The organism is Phenylobacterium sp. (assembly GCF_036563385.1).
Classification (GTDB): domain Bacteria; phylum Pseudomonadota; class Alphaproteobacteria; order Caulobacterales; family Caulobacteraceae; genus Phenylobacterium.
Map to the genome: position 1 here is coordinate 161,381 of NZ_DATCML010000014.1, position 17,457 is coordinate 178,837.

Below are 17,457 nucleotides of genomic sequence, written 5' to 3' on the forward strand. Positions count from 1 at the left end.
GGAGGGGCTTTCACACACCGTCACACGAGGAGTGAAGACATGAAGCTCAACCACCTGCTCACCGCCGCGGCGGCCTGCGCGCTGATCGGCGGGGCGGCGTACGCCCAGACAGGCGCCCAGCCGGGGACCGACGCCCCGCAGCCGGGCTCGCGCACCGGGGACTGGAACGGGGCGCACGCGCCGACCGACGGCTCGCCGGCCAGCGAGCGCGTGCAGCCGTCGACGACCACCACGTCGGTGACCACCAGCTCGTCGGCCACCACCAGCGCGCCGATGCCGGCCGACACCTCGGCCACCGCTTCGACGAGCACGACCCCGGCGGCCGGCAGCTACGCCACGGGTGCGAGCGTGACCACCACCCTGGTCACCAACGGCCCGGTGCCGGACACGGCCGAGAACCGCGCCAAGTACGGCCAGCCGATGTCTCGCGCCGGAAAGCGCACGGCCGCGCGCGGCAACTAGGATCCCGCTGTCGTTCCAGCCGCCTGACCCAGGCGGCGGCGGGCGTCGCCTCCGTGCGGCGCCCGCTTCGGCTGGAACGTCCGAGCCGGCTGGACCGGAACATTCGTCGCCGAACGCGGCTTTCAAGCGTGACGTCAGACAGAACCGTCAGATCAGGAGCGAAACGATGAAGATCAGGTACATCCTCGCCGCCTGCGCGGCCTCGGCGCTGGCCGCCGGCGCCGCCCAGGCCCAGCTGGGCAACACCGCCACCCCGAACGCCGGCGTGACCCCCAACCAGTCGACCCAGGCGCCGAACACGGCGTCCTCAACCGGCCTGCCGTCGGTGGACATGACCCGGCCCACGGGCTCCAACGCCGGAGCCACCAACCTGCCGAACGGTGAAGTCAACGCCTCGGCCGGCGCCACCGGGACGGGCGACGCCCACGCCGGCCACAGCACCGCCGGCTCCACGTCGGTGAGCGGCTCGACCACCGCCGATGTGTCGGCCAGCGCCGTCACCACCGGCGCAGACGCCTCCACGGGCGCCACGGTGACCACCTCCACCACCACGAACGGGCCGGTGCCGGACACCGCCGAGAACCGCCGCAAGTACGGCCAGCCGATGTCCCGCGCGGGCAAGCGGACCGCCGCGCGCGGCAACTAAGAAGAAGCGGCCACGCCGCTTGAAGCCGAGGTCGGCGGGCCCTATGGTCCGCCGACTTTTTTTGCGCCTGCGAACGGCCCCTTTCCCCGATGCCTGAGAAGCCGCTTTCGTTTCAGGGCCTGATCCTGAAACTGCACGAATATTGGAGCCGGCAGGGCTGCGTGATCCTGCAGCCGTACGACGTCGAGGTCGGGGCCGGCACCCTGTCGCCCATGACCGTGCTGCGCACGCTCGGCCCCAAGCCGTGGAAGGTGGCCTATGTGCAGCCCTCGCGCCGTCCGGCCGACGGGCGTTATGGCGAAAACCCCAACCGGCTGCACCAGCACCACCAGTACCAGGTGATCCTGAAGCCGAACCCCGAGAACCTGCAGGAGCTCTACCTGGGCTGCCTGGAGGCGATCGGCATCGACCCGTTGGTGCACGACATCCGCTTCGTCGAGGATGACTGGGAGAACCCGACGGTCGGCGCATGGGGCCTCGGCTGGGAGGTCTGGTGCGACGGCATGGAGATCACCCAGTACACCTACTTCCAGCAGGTGGGCGGGCTCGACGTGTTCCCGGTGGCCGGCGAGCTGACCATCGGCCTGGAGCGGCTGAGCCTCTATCTCCAGGACAAGGAAAACGTCTACGACCTGGAATTCAATGAGGAATTCAAGTACGGCGACATCTTCCTGGCCAACGAGCAGCAGTTCTCCGCCTTCGAGCTGGAGGCAGCCGACGTGGAGACCTGCAAGCGCCAGTTCGAGGACATGGAGCGCCAGGTGCCGCGGATCCTCGCCCAGCGCGGCCGGCAGGGCCAGCCGCTGGCGCTGCCGGCCTACGACCACGTGCTGAAGGCCAGCCACCTGTTCAACATCATGGATGCCCGCGGCGCCATCGCCGTCGCCGAGCGCCAGAGCTACATCGGCCGCATCCGCGACCTGACCAAGATGTGCGCCGAAGCCTGGGTCGAGAGCCAGGGCGGGAACGGCTGAGTCATGCCTCAACTGCTGATCGAACTGTTCTCGGAAGAGATCCCGGCGCGCATGCAGGCGAACGCCGCGCGCGACCTCGAGCGCATGGCGCGCGAGAAGCTGGCCGCCGCTGGGCTGCTGCCCGAGGCGCTGACCGCCTTCGCCGGCCCGCGCCGGCTGACCCTGGTGGCCGAGGGGCTGCCGGCCGCTCAGCCCGACCGCCACGAAGAGGTGAAGGGTCCGCGCACCTCGGCGCCGGAGCAGGCGCTGGACGGCTTCCTGCGCAAGAACGGCCTGACGCGCGAGCAGCTCACCGAAAAGGACGGCGTCTACTTCGCCCACCTGCACCGGCCCGGCCGCCAGACCGCGGAGATCGTCGCCGAGATGCTGGACGCCATCGTCCGCGGCTTCCCTTGGCCCAAGTCGATGATCTCGGGCGTCAGCCGGTTGCGCTGGGTGCGGCCGCTGAAGCGCATCCTCTGCGTCTTCGACCGTGAGATCGTGCCGCTGAATATCGACGGCATCGTCGCGGGCGACCTCACCGAAGGCCACCGGTTCATGGGCTCGAAGCAGCCGTTCCGCGCCCGCGACTTCGACGAGTACCAGGCGGGGCTGGCCAGGAACTCCGTGGTGCTCGACCCGGCGGAACGGAAAGAGCGCATCCTCGACGCGGCGCGCACCCTCTGCTTCGCCCGCAACCTCGAGCTCGTGGAGGACGAAGGCCTGCTGGAGGAGGTCGCCGGCCTGGCCGAATGGCCCGTTCCGGTGATGGGCGAGATGGACCCGGTGTTCCTCGAGCTCCCGCCCGAGGTGATCCGCACCTCCATGCGCGTCCACCAGCGCTATTTTGCGGTCCGCAACCCGGCGACCGGCCAGCTCGCGCCGAACTTCATCACCGTGGCCAACATCGCGGCCAAGGACGGCGGTGCCACGATCGCGGCGGGCAACGCCAAGGTGCTTTCGGCACGGCTGTCCGACGCCCGGTTCTTCTGGACCGAGGACCAGCGGACGAAACTGGCTGACCGGCTGGAGAAGCTGAAGGGCGTCACCTTCCACGCCAAGCTCGGCACCATGTACGAGCGCGTGGAGCGCATCGCGGCCCTGACCGGCGAACTTGCGCCCTATGTTCGCGACGACGAGGGCACCCGCGCCAAGGCCGTCGAGGCCGCCCGCCTGGCCAAGGCCGACCTGGGCTCCGGCATGGTGGGCGAGTTCCCCGAGCTGCAGGGCGTGATGGGCGGCTACTACGCCGAGAAGGAAGGCCTCGACCCCGAGATCGTCGACGCCATCCGCCAGCACTACCGCCCGCAGGGGCCCAACGACGCCGTGCCGGTGCAGGCGGTTGCCGCCACCGTGGCGCTGGCCGACAAGCTCGACACCCTGGTGAGCTTCTTCGGCATCGACGAGAAGCCCACCGGCAGCCGGGACCCGTTCGCGCTGCGCCGCGCGGCGCTGGGCGTGATCCGGATCCTGCTGCAGACCAAGACGCGCCTGCCGCTGCGCCGGTTCTGCTCGGACGACCTGCTCGCCTTCTTCGCCGACCGCCTGACCGTGCTGCTGCGTGAGCAGGGGCAGCGCCACGACTTGGTGGCGGCGGTGTTCGCGCTCGGCGACGACGACCTGGTCCGCATCGTGGCGCGGGTCGAGGCCCTGGCAGGCTTCCTCGGTACCGATGATGGCCGGAACCTGCTGGCGGGCTACAAGCGGGCGGTGAACATCCTCAAGGCCGAGGAGAAGAAGGGTGCGTTGCCCAGCGGCGACCCGCAGGCCGTGCCCGGCGCGCCGGCCGAGGAAGCAGCGTTGATCGCGGCGCTTGCGGGCGTCGAGGGCCGCCTGGCGGACGCGCTGGAGCGCGAGGACTTCGAGCGCGCCATGCGCGAGCTCGCCGGGCTCCGTGGGCCGGTCGATGCGTTCTTCGACAAGGTGCTGGTGAACTCTGAGGTCGCGGCGGAACGAGATAACCGCTTGCGGCTTCTGGTGAAGGTTCGCGACGCCATGGGGCGGGTCGCGGACTTCTCACAGGTTACGGGTTGATCCCGGCGCGAGGCGCCGGGACGGACGGAGGTTATTCGATGGTGGCCGACACGATGGTGAAGACGCGCTGGGTCTATGCCTTCGGCGGCGGCGGCGCCGACGGCGACGCCTCGATGAAGAACCTGCTGGGCGGCAAGGGCGCCAACCTGGCCGAGATGTCGTCGCTCGGCCTGCCGGTGCCGCCGGGCTTCACCATCACCACCGAGGCCTGCACCTTCTACTATCAGAACGAGCGGCAGTACCCGGCCGACCTGAAGGAACAGGTCGCCGCTGGCCTCAAGCGCGTCGAGGAGCTGACCGGCAAGCGGTTCGGCGACGCGGGCAATCCGCTGCTGGTCTCGGTGCGCTCCGGCGCACGGGCCTCCATGCCGGGCATGATGGACACGGTGCTCAACCTCGGCCTGAACGACGAGACCGCCGAGGGGCTCGCCAAGCTCGCCGGCGACCGCCGCTTCGCCTTCGACAGCTACCGCCGCTTCATCCAGATGTACTCGAACGTCGTGCTGGGCCTCGACCACCACATGTTCGAGGAGATCCTCGACGAGCATAAGGACCGCCTGGACGCCTCCGTGGACACGGCGCTCACGGCCGAGGATTGGGAATCGGTGGTGGCCGACTACAAGGTCGCCGTCCAACGCGAGCTCGGCCAGCCCTTCCCGCAGGACCCGCAGGCGCAGCTCTGGGGCGCCATCGGCGCGGTGTTCGCCAGCTGGATGAACGACCGGGCCAAGTTCTACCGCCGCATGCATGACATCCCCGAGAGCTGGGGCACGGCGGTGAATGTCCAGTCGATGGTGTTCGGCAACATGGGCGAGACCTCGGCCACCGGGGTCGCGTTCACCCGCAATCCGTCTACGGGCGAGAACAAGCTCTACGGGGAGTTCCTGATCAACGCCCAGGGCGAGGACGTGGTGGCGGGCATCCGCACGCCGCAGGCCCTGACCCGCGCCGCTCGCGAGGAGATGGGCGAGAAGCAGGCCTCCATGGAAGAGGCCATGCCGGAGGTGTTCGCGCAGTTCCGGGAAGTCGTGGGCAAGCTCGAGACCCACTACCGCGACATGCAGGACATCGAGTTCACGGTGGAGAAGGGCCGTCTGTACATGCTGCAGACGCGCAACGGGAAGCGCACGGCGAAGGCCGCGCTGAAGGTTGCGGTGGACCTCGCCTCCGAGGGCCTGATCAGCAAGGAAGAGGCGGTCATGCGGGTGGAGCCGCAAAGCCTCGACCAGCTGCTGCACCCGACCATCGACCCCGGCAGCGCGCGGGACGTCATCGCCAACGGCCTGCCGGCCTCGCCCGGCGCGGCCACCGGCAAGGTGGTGTTCACCGCGGAGGAGGCCGAGAAGCTCGGCGGCGCCGGCGAGGCGGTGATCCTGCTGCGCGAGGAGACCAGCCCCGAGGACATCCGCGGCATGGACGCGGCCCGCGGCATCGTCACCGCGCGCGGCGGCATGACCAGCCACGCGGCCGTGGTCGCCCGCGGCATGGGCCGCCCCTGCGTCTCCGGCGCGGGCGAAATCCGCATCGACGCCAAGGCGGGCGAGTTCCACTGCCGCGGCAAGACCTTCAAGGCCTATGACGTCATCACCATCGACGGCTCCACCGGCGAGGTGCTGGCGGGCGCAGTGAAGATGGTCCAGCCAGAGCTCTCCGGCGACTTCGCCACCCTGATGACCTGGGCCGACAGCGTCCGCCGGCTGAAGGTGCGGGCCAACGCCGAGACGGCGCTCGACGCGCGCACCGCACGCGAGTTCGGCGCGGAGGGCATCGGCCTCTGCCGCACCGAGCACATGTTCTTCGACCCGGACCGGATCGCCGCCGTCCGCGAGATGATCCTGGCCGATGACGAGGCCGGCCGCCGGGCCGCGCTCGAGAAGATCCTGCCCATGCAGCGGCGCGACTTTGTCGAGCTGTTCGGCATCATGGAGGGCCTGCCGGTCACCATCCGCCTGCTCGACCCGCCGCTGCACGAGTTCCTGCCGCACACCGAGGAGGACGTGGCCTCGGTCGCCGAGGCGACGGGGCTGGACCCCAAGAAGCTGCTGCGACGGGCCAAGGAGCTGCACGAGGTGAACCCGATGCTGGGCCACCGCGGCTGCCGCCTCGGCGTCGCCTATCCCGAGATCTACGAGATGCAGGTGCGCGCCATCGTCGAGGCCGCCTGCGAGGTCGCCAAGTCCGGCAAGCCTGCGCCGATCCCCGAGATCATGCACCCGCTGGTGGCCAAGGGGGAGGAGATGAAGTTCCTCCGCGAGCTCACCGACCGCACCGCCCGGAAGGTGATCGCCGAGCAGGGCTGCGAGATCGAGTACATGGTGGGCACCATGGTCGAGCTGCCGCGCGCCGCGATCCGCGCGGGGGATCTGGCCGAGCATGCCGAGTTCTTCTCCTTCGGCACCAACGACCTGACCCAGACCACCTTCGGCATCAGCCGCGACGACTCGGGGCGTTTCCTCAACGCCTACATCGAGAAGGGCATCTTCGAGAAAGACCCCTTCGTGAGCCTCGACCAGGAAGGCGTCGGCGACCTGATCCGCATCGCCGCCGAACGCGGCCGGGCCCAGCGTCCCAACGTCAAGCTCGGCATCTGCGGCGAGCACGGCGGCGACCCGGCCTCGATCCAGTTCTGCGAGGCGGTCGGGCTCGACTACGTCAGCTGCTCGGCCTACCGCGTGCCGATCGCCCGGCTGGCGGCCGCCCAGGCGGCTATCGGCGAGCGCGAGAAGGACCGTTAGGGCAGGGCCTCAGCTCGGCGCCTAGCCGCCGCCGCCGAGGAACAGCTTCCAGACGATCAGGCTCAGCGCCGAGGTGCTGATCGCGAAGGCGATCAGCACCAGCAGGCCGTCGCGGGCGATCAGGCCCAGGCCGAAGGTGGCGATGGCCAGGCTGGGGATGAAGGCTGCGAAGGGCAAGAGCTCGAGCGGCGGCACGCACAGCGCGACCAGCACGCAGACCAGGGCCACGATGCGATCGGCGAAGGGCTTGGTCAGGCCCTGAAGCCGCGGCTTCACCAGCCGGTCCACCGCGCGCGCAGGCTTCTCAGTCACCTGGACGGTCTTCTTCACCCGCTCCGCCTTCACGGACAGCTTCTCGAGGAAGCGCGGGATCCAGATGGTCTTGCGGCCGAACAGCAGCTGCACCGACACCAGGATGGTGATCAGGGCGATGATGCTGGGCACCGAAGGCACCGCCGCCACCGGCGTCATTCCCAGCAGGCCGCCGAGGAGAAGCAGCGGCCCGAAGGAGCGTTTGCCGATGGTGTCGATGATCTCGCCCACCGAGACCTTCGGTCCGCAATCCTCCGCGGCCTTGTCCAGTTCGTGGATCAGGTCTTCCAGGTCCTGGGCGGCGTGTTCGGCCATCTGAAGCCTCCGTCTGCGGAGGCCTCAACGCGCGAGCAGCCGTTCGGTCACCAGCTCCAGTCGGCGGCCGTGCCCCGGCAGCCGCCGTTCTTCCAGCCCGTCCACGCCCGGCCGCGGACCACGCGCCCGGGTCGCGCGGCGGTGGGTTCGCCGTTCTCCAGGGCCAGCTGGCCATTGACCACCACGTGGCTGACGCCGGTGGCGAACTGCTGCGGTTTTTCGAAGGTGGCGTGGTCCTGGATGCGCGCCGGGTCGAAGATCACCACGTCGGCCATGTAGCCGGCGCGCAGCCGGCCGCGGTCCGTGAGGCCGAGATTGTGGGCCGGCTGGGCCGAGAGCTTGCGCACCGCCTCGGCCAGGGTCAGCCGCTTCTCGTCACGGACGTACTTCGCCAGCAGGCGCGAGAAGTTGCCGTAGGCGCGCGGGTGTGTGGACGACAGCAGGAACGGGCCCTCCGGCGCCTGGGCCTCGGCGTCCGAGCCGAAGCTCATCCAGGGCAGCGCCGTCTGGCGGGCCACATTGGCCTCCAGCATCGAGAAGTAGACCACCTGCACCCGGCTGCCGTCCTCGATGACAAGGTCGATCGCCGCGTCTTCGGGGCTGACGCCGCGGTCCTTGGCCACTTGCGCCAGGGTCTTGCCGGTCAGCGGCTTCAGCTTCGGGTTCTTGAAGCCCACCAGCAGGGTGCCCTCGGGGCCGGCGCCCCGCTGCAAGTTCTCGAAGGTCGGCGTGCCCGAGCGCATCTCGGCGATCACCCCGGCGCGGGTGGCCGGGTCCTTCAGCCGCGCGATCCACTGCTCCACGCCGCCGGCCTGCACCCAGGTCGGCATGGCCGCGTCCAGGCCGGTGGAGGAGGCGGGATAGGTGTACATGTCGGCCGTGATCCGCAGACCCTGGGCGCGGGCAGCCTCGATCCGCGCCAGGGCCGCGTCCAGCTTGTCCCAGTGCGCCCGGCCGGACGCCTTGAGGTGGTAGATCTCGGCCGGCGCCCCGGAGCGGCGCGAGATCTCGATCAGCTCGTCGATCGCCTCCAGCAGTCGGGCGCCTTCCGAGCGGATGTGGCTGATGTAGATGCCGCCGCAGCGGCCTGCCTCCGAGGCGAGCGCCACCAGCTCATCGGTCTCGGCAAACGAGGCCGGTGCGTAGATCAGGCTGGAGCCGACGCCCAGCGCCCCGTCCTCCATCGCCTGGACCACCAGCGCCCGCATCTGCGCCAGCTGCTCAGGCGACGGGTCCACGTCGCCTTCACCCAGGATGTGCGTCCGGACAGTCGTCGCGCCGACGAAGGACGCCACGTTCATCGACACGCCCCTGGCTTCGAGGTGGCGCAGGTATTGGTCCAGCGAAGACCAGGCGATGTCGTACTTGATGTCCCCCTGGCGGCGGACCTCATTCGCCTTCTGGGCTTCGTTCCACGGGCCCATGGAGTTGCCTTCGCCCATGACCTCCAGGGTCACGCCCTGGCGAAGCTCGGACTGGCCGCGCCCGTCGTGGAGCAGGCTCTCGTTGGACCAGGACAGCATGTTGATGAAGCCGGGCGAGACGGCCTGGCCGCGGGCGTCGACCTCCCGCGCCGCGGTCCCCGGCGCACGCGGGCCCACATAGACGATGCGGTCGCCGGCGATGGCGACGTCGCCGGCGAACGGCGCGCCGCCTGACCCGTCGTAGACCGTCCCGCCCCGCACCAAGAGGTCATAGCGCTCGGCGGGCAGGCTGGCGCACGACCCGGCCAGCAGGGCGGCGCAAACGACGGCGACGGCGGTTCTCATGGAGGGCTCCCCTGGCGTGGGTGGAGCCTAGCCATGCATCGCGGCGCGCCGCTACCTCCCTCCGTTCTTCCCAGAGAAGGGTCAGCGTTTCCGGACGAACACCGTGCCCGCCGAGTAGCCCGCGCCGAACGAGCAGATCAGGCCCAGGTCGCCCCGCTGGAAGTCACGGTTGTGCTTGTGGAAGGCGATGATCGAGCCGGCCGAGGAGGTGTTGGCGTACTCGTCGAGGATGATGACGTTCTCTTCCGGCGTCGGCTCGCGGCCGAGCACGCGCCGGCCGATCAGCTCGTTCATGTTGATGTTGGCCTGGTGCAGCCACAGCCGCTTCAGGGTGGCCGGGTCGATCCCCAGGTCTTCGGCGTGCTGGACGATCATGTCCGAGACCATCGGCACGACTTCGCGGAACACCTTGCGGCCCTCCTGCACGAACAGCTTGTCGGGCTTGCCGACGCCGTCGGGGTCGGCCCGGTTCAGGAAGCCGTAGTTGTTGCGGATGTTGTTGGAAAACTGGGTCTTCAGCCGCGTGCCCAGTATGTCCCAGCCGCCCACGGCCTGGTCGGAGGACTCGACGATGACGGCGGTGGCCACATCCCCGAAGATGAAGTGGCTGTCGCGATCCCGGAAGTTCAGGTGGCCGGAGGTGATCTCCGGATTGACCACCAGCACCGCCTTGGCCGAGCCCGTGGCGATGTAGTCGGCGGCCGTCTTGATGCCGAAGGTGGCCGACGAGCAGGCGACGTTCATGTCGAACCCGAAGCCTTCGATCCCCAGCGCCTGCTGGATCTCGATGGCCATGGCCGGATAGGCGCGCTGCATGTTCGACGCCGCGCAGATCACCGCGTCGATCTCGCTGGCCGGCTTGTCCCAGCTGACCAGGGCGTCCATGGCCGCCTCCACGGCGATCTCGGCCAGGATCGAGATCTGGTCGTTCGGTCGCTCGGGGATGATCGGGCGCATCACCTCGGGGTCGACGAGGCCCGTCTTGTCCATGACGTAGCGGGATTTGATCCCCGACGCCTTCTCGATGAACTCGGGCGAGGAGGGGGCGAGCGGCTGCATCTCGCCGGCGGCGATGGCCTCGGCGTTGCGCGCGTTCTCGCGCTCGACCCAGGCGTTGAAGGTCTCCACCAGCTCGGCGTTGGTCAGCGTATTGGGTGGGGTGAAGAGGCCGGTGGCGGCGATCACGGCGTCGGGCAAGGAAGCCTCCGGAATCCGAAACGCGGCTTGATAGCACGCCGGGCCCCGGCGTCAGCCGCCATTGTGGCCGCAGCGCCACACTCCACGGTCCGCCATAGTCAAGCCGTAGAACCCACACGTTGTGGTCCGAGTTAGGCGCCCACTAGGGATGGCAGGGGCTGTTCGCACCCACAAGTGGAGTTACTTCCGATGAAAGCACTACTCGCCGCGGCGTCCGCCGCCGCCATCGCCATGGTCGCGCCTGCGATCGCGCAAGCCCAGACCGCGCCGACGACCGGCGTCTACGGCTCCATCGGTTACGCCCAAACTGACTTCGACGACGTCGACCTCGGCGCCATTCAGGGCCGGCTCGGCTGGCGCGGCGGCACCTGGTTCGGCGTGGAAGGCGAAGCCGCCTTCGGCGTGAAGGACGACAGCGTCGACCTGGGCGGCGGCATCGACGCCGACGTCGAGGTGAAGCGCCAGCTGGGCATCTACGCCGTGGGCTTCGCCCCGCTGTCGGCCAACACCGACCTGATCGCCCGGATCGGCTATGGCAACACCAAGATCAAGGCCTCGGCCGCCGGCGTGTCCGGTTCCGACGACGGCGACTCGTTCAACTTCGGCGTCGGCGCCCAGCACCACTTCGATGGCGTGAATGGCGTCCGCATCGACTGGACCCGCCACGACTTCCGCGACGACGGCGCCGGCCATGCCGACGTCTGGTCGATCGCCTACACCCGCCGCTTCTAAGGCGTACGCCAGGGGAGGGGCTCCGGTCCCTCCCGTTCGGCCGAGAAGGGCCCCTCGTGTCGCACGAGGGGCCTTTTTCTTGACCCCGGCGCCCGTTCGCGCGCAGCTTCCCGGGCGGGGAGGAAGCAGATTGGGCCAGGCGTTCTTCATTCAGCTAGCCGGCTCCGGCGTCGCCGTGGCCTTGCTGGTCGGCTTCGCGGCCTGGGCGAGCATCGCCCGGCCGAACCAGCCCCTGACCGACGCCAAGGCGCGGGCCCTGTTCGCCGAGGAGTTCCCCGGCAAGCCGCTCGACGGCCTGTGGGTGGCCGAGGATGGCAAGGGGGCGCTCGCCAAGTCGGGCGCGGCCGCCCTGGTGCTCTGCCGGTTCGGCGATGGCTTCGTGGCCCGGCAGATCCCCTGGGGGCAGGCTCTGTCTGCGGCCTTCCGCAAGGGTGAGCTCTGCATCGACCTCGCCGACATCGCCGCTCCGCGCGCTGTGCTCTCCCTGCGCTCCTGGCCGCCGAGCGACAGCAAGGATCTCGCCGCATGAAGCCGGCCTTCGACCCGGTGACCCTCGCCACGCCGTTCTTCATCCTCAGCATCATCCTGGAGATCGGCCTCGCTCGACTCGGCAAGGCGCAGGCGCGTTACGAGTGGCGCGACACCGCCGTCTCCCTGGGCATGGGCCTTGGATCCACCGTGGCCGGCGTGCTGTTTGCGACCGTCACCTTCGGGGCCAGTGTGTGGGCCTACGAGCATCGGCTTTTCACCGTCCCGATGACCGCGGTCTGGGCCTGGGTGGCGATCTTCCTCCTGGAAGACCTGACCTACTACTGGTTCCATCGCCTGGCGCACGAGCGGCGGTTCTGGTGGGCCAGTCACGTGAACCACCACTCCAGCCAGCACTACAACCTCTCCACGGCCCTGCGGCAGACCTGGACCGGCGGCGTGGCCGGAACCTGGCTGCTCTGGCTGCCGCTCGCCTTCCTTGGCTTCCACCCGGCGATGATCGCGATCCAGAAGGGGATCAGCCTGGTCTACCAGTACTGGATCCACACCGAGGCGATCCGCCGGATGCCCGCCTGGTTCGAGGCGGTGTTCAACACCCCCTCGCACCACCGGGTGCACCACGCCCGCAATCCGCGCTACCTCGACCGCAACTACGCCGGCGTCCTGATTGTCTGGGACCGTCTGTTCGGCACCTTCCAGCCGGAGCTCGACGAGGAGCCCTGCCGCTATGGCCTGGTGAAGAACCTCGGCACCTTCAACATCGTCCGAGTGGCCTTCCACGAATGGATCGGCATCGCCGCGGACATCGTGCGCCAGCCCCGGCACGCGCTCGGCTGGCTCTTCGGCCCTCCGGGCTGGAGCCCCGACGGCAGCCGGGAGACCAGCGCCATGCTGAAGGCGGAATGGGAAGCGGGCAGGGCCAAGACGGATCTCGACCTTGCGGCTTGAACCCTCCCCCTGAGCGGCGAGGGAGTGTCAGTCCCGCAGCAGCGGCAGGCTGAGCCCGCTCACCGGGCGCGCGGCCAGGATCTCGCGGCGGAACCGGAACAGCTCGGCGGGGCGGCCGCCCGTCTCTGCGTCCATGCGGCCCAGGCCCTCGACCAGCTCGGCGCGCTCCAAGGCGCGGCGGAAGTTCTGCTTGTGCAGGGGCACGCCGGCGATCGCCTCGACCGCCCGCTGCAAGGCGGACAGCGTGAAGGCCTCGGGCATCAGTTCGAACACCACCGGGCGGTACTTCAGCTTGCCCCGCAGCCGCGACAGGGCGGTCCCGAGGATCCGGCGGTGGTCGGAGATCATCGGCTCGCCGGTTGGCGGCAGGCTCACGGGCTGGGCCTCGCCGCGGTCGCGGGCCGCCTCGTGCACTAACCCCGCCTCGTAGAGCAGCTCGTACCGCTCCAGCACACGCTCCTCGTTCCAGGGGGCGCCGTCCAGGGCGAACAGGAGGCGGGCGCGGGCCAGCTGCTCCGGCGTCGTCGCCCAAGCGCGCAGCGCCGCCTCGATGGCGACGAGCGAGCCGGGACGGCCTTCGCGCCAGTCCTCGTAGGGGAAGAAGCGGTTCCAGGCTTGCCAGCCCGAGGCGGCCGAGTGGCCGTCCAGGGCGGCCGGGGCCAGCCCCAGATAGCCGACGGAGATCACCCGCGCCGCGCCGGCGCCCATGTCCGCAAGGGGCGCGTCCCGCCCCTTGTCGCCAAAGGTGTAGAGCTGCTCCACATAGCCGAGGTCGAACCGCGTCTGCGCCTTCACGAAGGCGCGCAGCGCGAGCTCGAAGGTGCGATGCCCCTCCGGGTCGAAGGGACCGAAGGGCAGGCCCTGCAGCTCCTCGTTCGGGAAGCGCAGCGTCAGCACCACCGCGTCGCCGTCGCAGATGGCCACCACCACCGCCGACAGACCGATAACGACGGAGGTCGGCACGCCGGTCACTCCGTGTCGAAGGCCGCGGGCGAGGGCGTGTAGCCCGCCGCCTCGGATAGGATGTGGAAACGCTGGACGTAACGTTGCTGGGCCACGTTCGCCGGCCAGGGCTCGATGTGCAGTTCGTAGCCGACGGGCGGCTCGTCGAAGAAGTCGTTGGCCTCCTCGCGGCTGAAGCCGGCCAGCTGGGTGGCTTCGAACCAGGCGCAGGCGCGGTCGGCCTGCTTGATCAGCTTCTTGATGGCCAGCGGCGTCCTGGCCGGCAGGCCGAAACGGATGTGGATGGCGTTCTCCAGCCGCTCCTCGAAGGCCTTGTAGTTCATGCCGAGCGCCGCCTTGAACGGCGAAATCATGTCGCCGATCACATACTCGGAGGCGTCGTGCAGCAGGCCGACCAGGCGCCAGCGCGGTTCCAGGTCCGGCTGGATGTGGGCCATGATGTCCTCGACCACGACGGAGTGCTGCGCCACCGAGAAGGCGTGCTCGCCCACCGTCTGGCCGTTCCAGCGGGCGACCCGGGCCAGGCCGTGGGCGATGTCCTCGATCTCGATGTCCATGGGCGAGGGGTCGAGAAGGTCCAGCCGGCGGCCAGACAGCATGCGCTGCCAGGCCCGGGGCTCCTGCTTGGCTCGACGCAGCCCTTTTCTCACCGGCGCATTCCCTCCATGGTCAGGCTGGTGAACTGGCCCAGACCCTGAGAAAGATCAATGCGAGCCTTGGGCCCGAGGGTTCAAGCTGCACTGGATGAATGGGCAAGATGAGGCAGGACCGATGAGTTGGGCGCGCATCATGGCCCCGCTGTCGGGCGGGCAGGGCGACCGGGCGGCGGTGGCCGCGGCGGTCATGTTGGCCGAGCCGTTCGGCGCGGAAGTGGCCTGCGTCTACACCCCCGCCGACGTGGCCGACGTCATGCCGTGGATGGGCGAGGGCTTCCTGGGCGGGGTGCAGACCACCGCGCTTGAGAGCCTCAAGGAAGCCGCAGCCGCCGGGGAGAAGAACGCCCGCGCCGCCATGGAAGCGGCGGCCTATCCCAAGCTGCGCTTCACTGCGCTGCAGACGCCGGTCTGGGCCGGGCTCTCTGCGGAAAGCCGGCTTTCGGACGTGGTGGTGTTCAATTCCGATCCGGCGCGCGGCCGTGGCCCGCTGGCGGAGGCCTTCCAGCAGATGGTCGCCGACGAACAGCGGCCCGTGCTGATCGCCCGCGAGGGCCTGAAGGTCGGCGGCGTGGTGGCCGTGGCCTGGGACGGGGGCAAGGAAGCCAGCCGCGCGGCGCGCCTGGCCCTGCCGCTGCTCGAGAAGGCCCAGCGGGTCGTGGTGCTGGCGGCGCCGAAGGCCAGCGCGCGCACCTTCGATCCCGGCCGCCTCCAGGCCTATTACGCGGCGCGCGGCGTCAGCGCCGAGCTGGAGGTCCTGCCCGCCACCGGCGAGGCGGCGCCGGCGCTGCTGTCGGCGGCCAAAGCGGCCGGCGCAGAGATCCTCGTGGCCGGCGCCTTCGGCCATCCGCGGCTGCAGGAGTTCATCTTCGGCGGCGCAACGCGCACGCTGTTGAACTCCGCCCAGCCATCATTGTTCTTGTCTCACTAGGTCCAAGAAGGTGAAACCCATGCCCCTGTCGCGCATCGTCATGCGGCTTGCCCGCAACCCTGGCACCGAGTTCGCCGGCGGCGACGACCACCGCGGCTATGCGCTCACGGCGCCGCTGACCGCTGACGGCATGCTGGACGAGGCGGAGTTCTCGAAGGCGCGCGACAAGTGCGCCGTGCGCCGCTTCGCGCCGGACGAGGATCCGGTGGACGGCCGCCTGAACCGCCGCGGCAGCCGCTGGTTCTTCGACTATGACGAGGACGACGCGGCCGACGACGAGCCGGTCCACCGCCTGGGCGAGCACCGTTTCGCCGTGGGCGAGTACGTCACGGTCTCGGACGAGGACGGCCGGCCGCTGACCTACAAGGTCGTGGAGGTGCAGCCGGCCTGAGCCGGCGCATGGAGGGGCGGGGTCCTCAGACCCCGCCGTTCCGGCGGACCAGCCGCTTGACGTCGTCGTAGACGTCGCCGCCGTGCTCATCGAGCTCGGACTTGGCGCGCACCGTGGCCACGGTGATCGGACCGAGCTTCGGCCCGCCCGCCTCGTAGCCAACCACCCGGTAGCCGCCCGGGAACTCGCCCTTGCGCACCAGCGTCGCCCGCACGCCGCGCTTCTCGCGCGCCAGGGCCTCGCCCTTCAGGCGCACCTGGTCATAGCTGCGGATCGTCACCTGGTCGGCGTCGCCATCCGCGTCGATGGTGATCCCGCCCACTTGGACCTTGGCCGATTCGTCACCGGCCGTGATGCTGACGCCCGGCAGTCGCACCCGGGTGACGTCGTCCCCGTGCGTGTCCTTGGCGTCCACGTGGCCGTCGTCGTCCACCATCACCTCCACCCGCGCCGTAGCGCCGCGCCGCTTTTCAGGCTCGGCGGCGGCGCTCTGGCTCGGCCGGGCGGCGTCGGCTTCGGCCTGTCGGGCCGCCGCCTCCGCGTCGGCCGCGCTGCTGGGGGCGCCAGCGGCCTGGGCGGTGGCGCTCGCCGCCGCCCGCTCGCGCCCGGCGGCGTCGGCCGCCAGTTGCTCCGGGCTCGCCGGCGGCAGGAGGCCGTCCTCGATCTGCTGGAGGGCCTGCGCGGGGTCGCCGGCCGTCGAAACCAGCTGCAGGGTCACTTCGGCCCCGCCGCTGGTGGTGTAGGTGCAGCGCTTGCCGTCGGGCGAGACGCCGGTGCGGGTGAGCTCACCCTCTGTTTGCGGGCAGTCGAGGGCGGCGCGGGTCTGCAGCTTGCCGGGCGCACAGGCGGAAAGGCCGGTCAGGGCGAGGGTCGATGCGGCCAGGAAAAGCAGGCGCGTCATGAGAAAGGGCTCCAGTCCGTTCCCTGCGAGGGTGGCTGGAGCCCTTTCGAAAATCGAGTGAATTCGCCGTAACCGGTTACGGCTTAGGCCCTACTGTCCGGGGCGCGACCCGGCCCCCTCGCGGCGCGCCAGGAAGGCGAGCCGCTCGAACAGGTGCACGTCCTGCTCGTTCTTCAGCAGGGCGCCGTGCAGCGGCGGGATCAGCTTGGTCGGGTCCTTTTCCTTCAGCGCGTTCTCGTCGATATCCTCGACCATCAGCAGCTTCAGCCAGTCGAGCAGCTCCGACGTGGAAGGCTTCTTCTTCAGGCCCGGCACCTTGCGCATGTCGTAGAAGATGCGCAGGGCCTCGGCGACCAGCTTCTGCTTGATGTTCGGATAGTGGACCTCGACGATCTGGTTCATCGTCTCGGCTTCCGGGAAGCGGATGTAGTGGAAGAAGCAACGGCGCAGGAAGGCGTCCGGCAGCTCCTTCTCGTTGTTGGAGGTGATGATCACCACCGGGCGGACGGCCGCCTTGATGGTCTCGTTGGTCTCGTAGACGTAGAACTCCATCCGATCGAGCTCCTGCAGGAGGTCGTTCGGGAACTCGATGTCCGCCTTGTCGATCTCGTCGATCAGCAAGACCGGGCGCTGCGGGGCCTCGAAGGCTTCCCAAAGCTTGCCCTTCTTGATGTAGTTCTTGACGTCCTTGACCCGCTCGTCGCCGAGTTGGCTGTCGCGCAGGCGGGTGACCGCGTCGTACTCGTAGAGCCCCTGGTGGGCCTTGGTGGTCGACTTGATGTGCCAGGTGATCAAGGGCGCCTTGAGCGCCTCGGCGATCTCGTAGGCCAGCACCGTCTTGCCGGTCCCGGGCTCGCCCTTGATGAGCAGCGGACGCTCCAAAGCGATGGCCGCGTTCACCGCGACCTTGAGGTCCTCGGTGGCGACGTAATTCTCGGTGCCCTCAAACCGCTGGCTCATTCCGGCTCCCCGGCGGGCCGCGCCCGCATTCGAACAGTTGTTTCAACTGCCGCCAGACTAGTGGGC

17 protein-coding genes are annotated in these 17,457 nt (G+C 69.6%); 10 read left to right on the plus strand and 7 right to left on the minus strand.

Annotated elements, in window-relative coordinates; genetic code table 11:
* The first annotated feature begins 39 nt into the window (after positions 1 to 39).
* From VIL67_RS14605 to ppdK, 5 genes are all read left to right on the plus strand, one after another.
* On the plus strand, positions 40 to 462 hold the full coding sequence (locus VIL67_RS14605) for a hypothetical protein (RefSeq protein ID WP_332049639.1): 423 nt from the start codon (positions 40 to 42) through the stop codon (positions 460 to 462).
* A 166-nt stretch (positions 463 to 628) separates the two neighbouring features.
* A complete protein-coding gene (locus VIL67_RS14610; protein WP_332049640.1) occupies positions 629 to 1,108 on the plus strand; it encodes a hypothetical protein in 480 nt (159 codons plus the stop codon).
* A gap of 89 nt (positions 1,109 to 1,197) precedes the next feature.
* Positions 1,198 to 2,082 (plus strand): glycine--tRNA ligase subunit alpha, encoded by an 885-nt coding sequence (locus VIL67_RS14615; protein ID WP_332049641.1) that lies wholly within the window; start codon positions 1,198 to 1,200, stop codon positions 2,080 to 2,082.
* 3 nt (positions 2,083 to 2,085) lie between these two features.
* The gene (gene glyS / locus VIL67_RS14620; protein ID WP_332049642.1) at positions 2,086 to 4,095 is read left to right on the plus strand and encodes a glycine--tRNA ligase subunit beta; all 2,010 of its coding nucleotides are present in this window, start codon (positions 2,086 to 2,088) and stop codon (positions 4,093 to 4,095) included.
* Positions 4,096 to 4,133: 38 nt separating this feature from the next.
* Entirely contained in the window at positions 4,134 to 6,830 is a 2,697-nt protein-coding gene (ppdK, locus tag VIL67_RS14625; RefSeq protein WP_332049643.1) for a pyruvate, phosphate dikinase, read from the plus strand.
* A 21-nt stretch (positions 6,831 to 6,851) separates the two neighbouring features.
* Here ppdK and VIL67_RS14630 read toward each other — a convergent pair whose 3' ends face one another.
* From VIL67_RS14630 to VIL67_RS14640, 3 genes are all read right to left on the minus strand, one after another.
* Complete coding sequence (locus tag VIL67_RS14630) at positions 6,852 to 7,457, minus strand: exopolysaccharide biosynthesis protein (protein ID WP_332049644.1); 606 nt, start codon at positions 7,455 to 7,457, stop codon at positions 6,852 to 6,854.
* A gap of 47 nt (positions 7,458 to 7,504) precedes the next feature.
* A complete protein-coding gene (locus VIL67_RS14635) occupies positions 7,505 to 9,226 on the minus strand; it encodes an N-acyl-D-amino-acid deacylase family protein (protein WP_332049645.1) in 1,722 nt (573 codons plus the stop codon).
* Between the two features lie 81 nt (positions 9,227 to 9,307).
* Positions 9,308 to 10,423, minus strand: a complete 1,116-nt coding sequence (locus tag VIL67_RS14640) for a beta-ketoacyl-ACP synthase III (RefSeq protein WP_332049646.1) — start codon at positions 10,421 to 10,423, stop codon at positions 9,308 to 9,310.
* 189 nt (positions 10,424 to 10,612) lie between these two features.
* Here VIL67_RS14640 and VIL67_RS14645 point away from each other — a divergent pair, with 189 nt between their 5' ends.
* From VIL67_RS14645 to VIL67_RS14655, 3 genes are all read left to right on the plus strand, one after another.
* Positions 10,613 to 11,155 (plus strand): porin family protein, encoded by a 543-nt coding sequence (locus VIL67_RS14645; RefSeq protein ID WP_332049647.1) that lies wholly within the window; start codon positions 10,613 to 10,615, stop codon positions 11,153 to 11,155.
* A 130-nt stretch (positions 11,156 to 11,285) separates the two neighbouring features.
* A complete protein-coding gene (locus VIL67_RS14650) occupies positions 11,286 to 11,684 on the plus strand; it encodes a hypothetical protein (RefSeq protein ID WP_332049648.1) in 399 nt (132 codons plus the stop codon).
* Entirely contained in the window at positions 11,681 to 12,592 is a 912-nt protein-coding gene (locus VIL67_RS14655; RefSeq protein ID WP_332049649.1) for a sterol desaturase family protein, read from the plus strand. Before VIL67_RS14650 ends, VIL67_RS14655 begins: the two co-directional genes overlap by 4 nt.
* Before the next feature lie 27 nt (positions 12,593 to 12,619).
* On the opposite strand, the gene VIL67_RS14660 is transcribed toward VIL67_RS14655, so the two are convergent.
* Together VIL67_RS14660 and VIL67_RS14665 are read right to left on the minus strand one after the other, a co-directional pair.
* Complete coding sequence (locus VIL67_RS14660) at positions 12,620 to 13,555, minus strand: NUDIX hydrolase (RefSeq protein ID WP_414696213.1); 936 nt, start codon at positions 13,553 to 13,555, stop codon at positions 12,620 to 12,622.
* Positions 13,556 to 13,560: 5 nt separating this feature from the next.
* Positions 13,561 to 14,205, minus strand: a complete 645-nt coding sequence (locus VIL67_RS14665; protein WP_414696214.1) for a YfbR-like 5'-deoxynucleotidase — start codon at positions 14,203 to 14,205, stop codon at positions 13,561 to 13,563.
* A 121-nt stretch (positions 14,206 to 14,326) separates the two neighbouring features.
* Between VIL67_RS14665 and VIL67_RS14670 the strand changes: the two genes are divergently transcribed.
* Together VIL67_RS14670 and VIL67_RS14675 are read left to right on the plus strand one after the other, a co-directional pair.
* Complete coding sequence (locus VIL67_RS14670) at positions 14,327 to 15,139, plus strand: universal stress protein (protein WP_332049651.1); 813 nt, start codon at positions 14,327 to 14,329, stop codon at positions 15,137 to 15,139.
* Positions 15,140 to 15,158: 19 nt separating this feature from the next.
* Positions 15,159 to 15,530 carry a hypothetical protein gene (locus tag VIL67_RS14675; protein WP_332049652.1) on the plus strand — a complete coding sequence of 124 codons (372 nt, stop codon included), beginning with the start codon at positions 15,159 to 15,161 and terminating at the stop codon, positions 15,528 to 15,530.
* Positions 15,531 to 15,555: 25 nt separating this feature from the next.
* On the opposite strand, the gene VIL67_RS14680 is transcribed toward VIL67_RS14675, so the two are convergent.
* A complete protein-coding gene (locus tag VIL67_RS14680; RefSeq protein WP_332049653.1) occupies positions 15,556 to 16,431 on the minus strand; it encodes a hypothetical protein in 876 nt (291 codons plus the stop codon).
* A 90-nt stretch (positions 16,432 to 16,521) separates the two neighbouring features.
* The gene (locus VIL67_RS14685; RefSeq protein WP_332049654.1) at positions 16,522 to 17,391 is read right to left on the minus strand and encodes an AAA family ATPase; all 870 of its coding nucleotides are present in this window, start codon (positions 17,389 to 17,391) and stop codon (positions 16,522 to 16,524) included.
* Between the last annotated feature and the right edge of the window lie 66 nt (positions 17,392 to 17,457).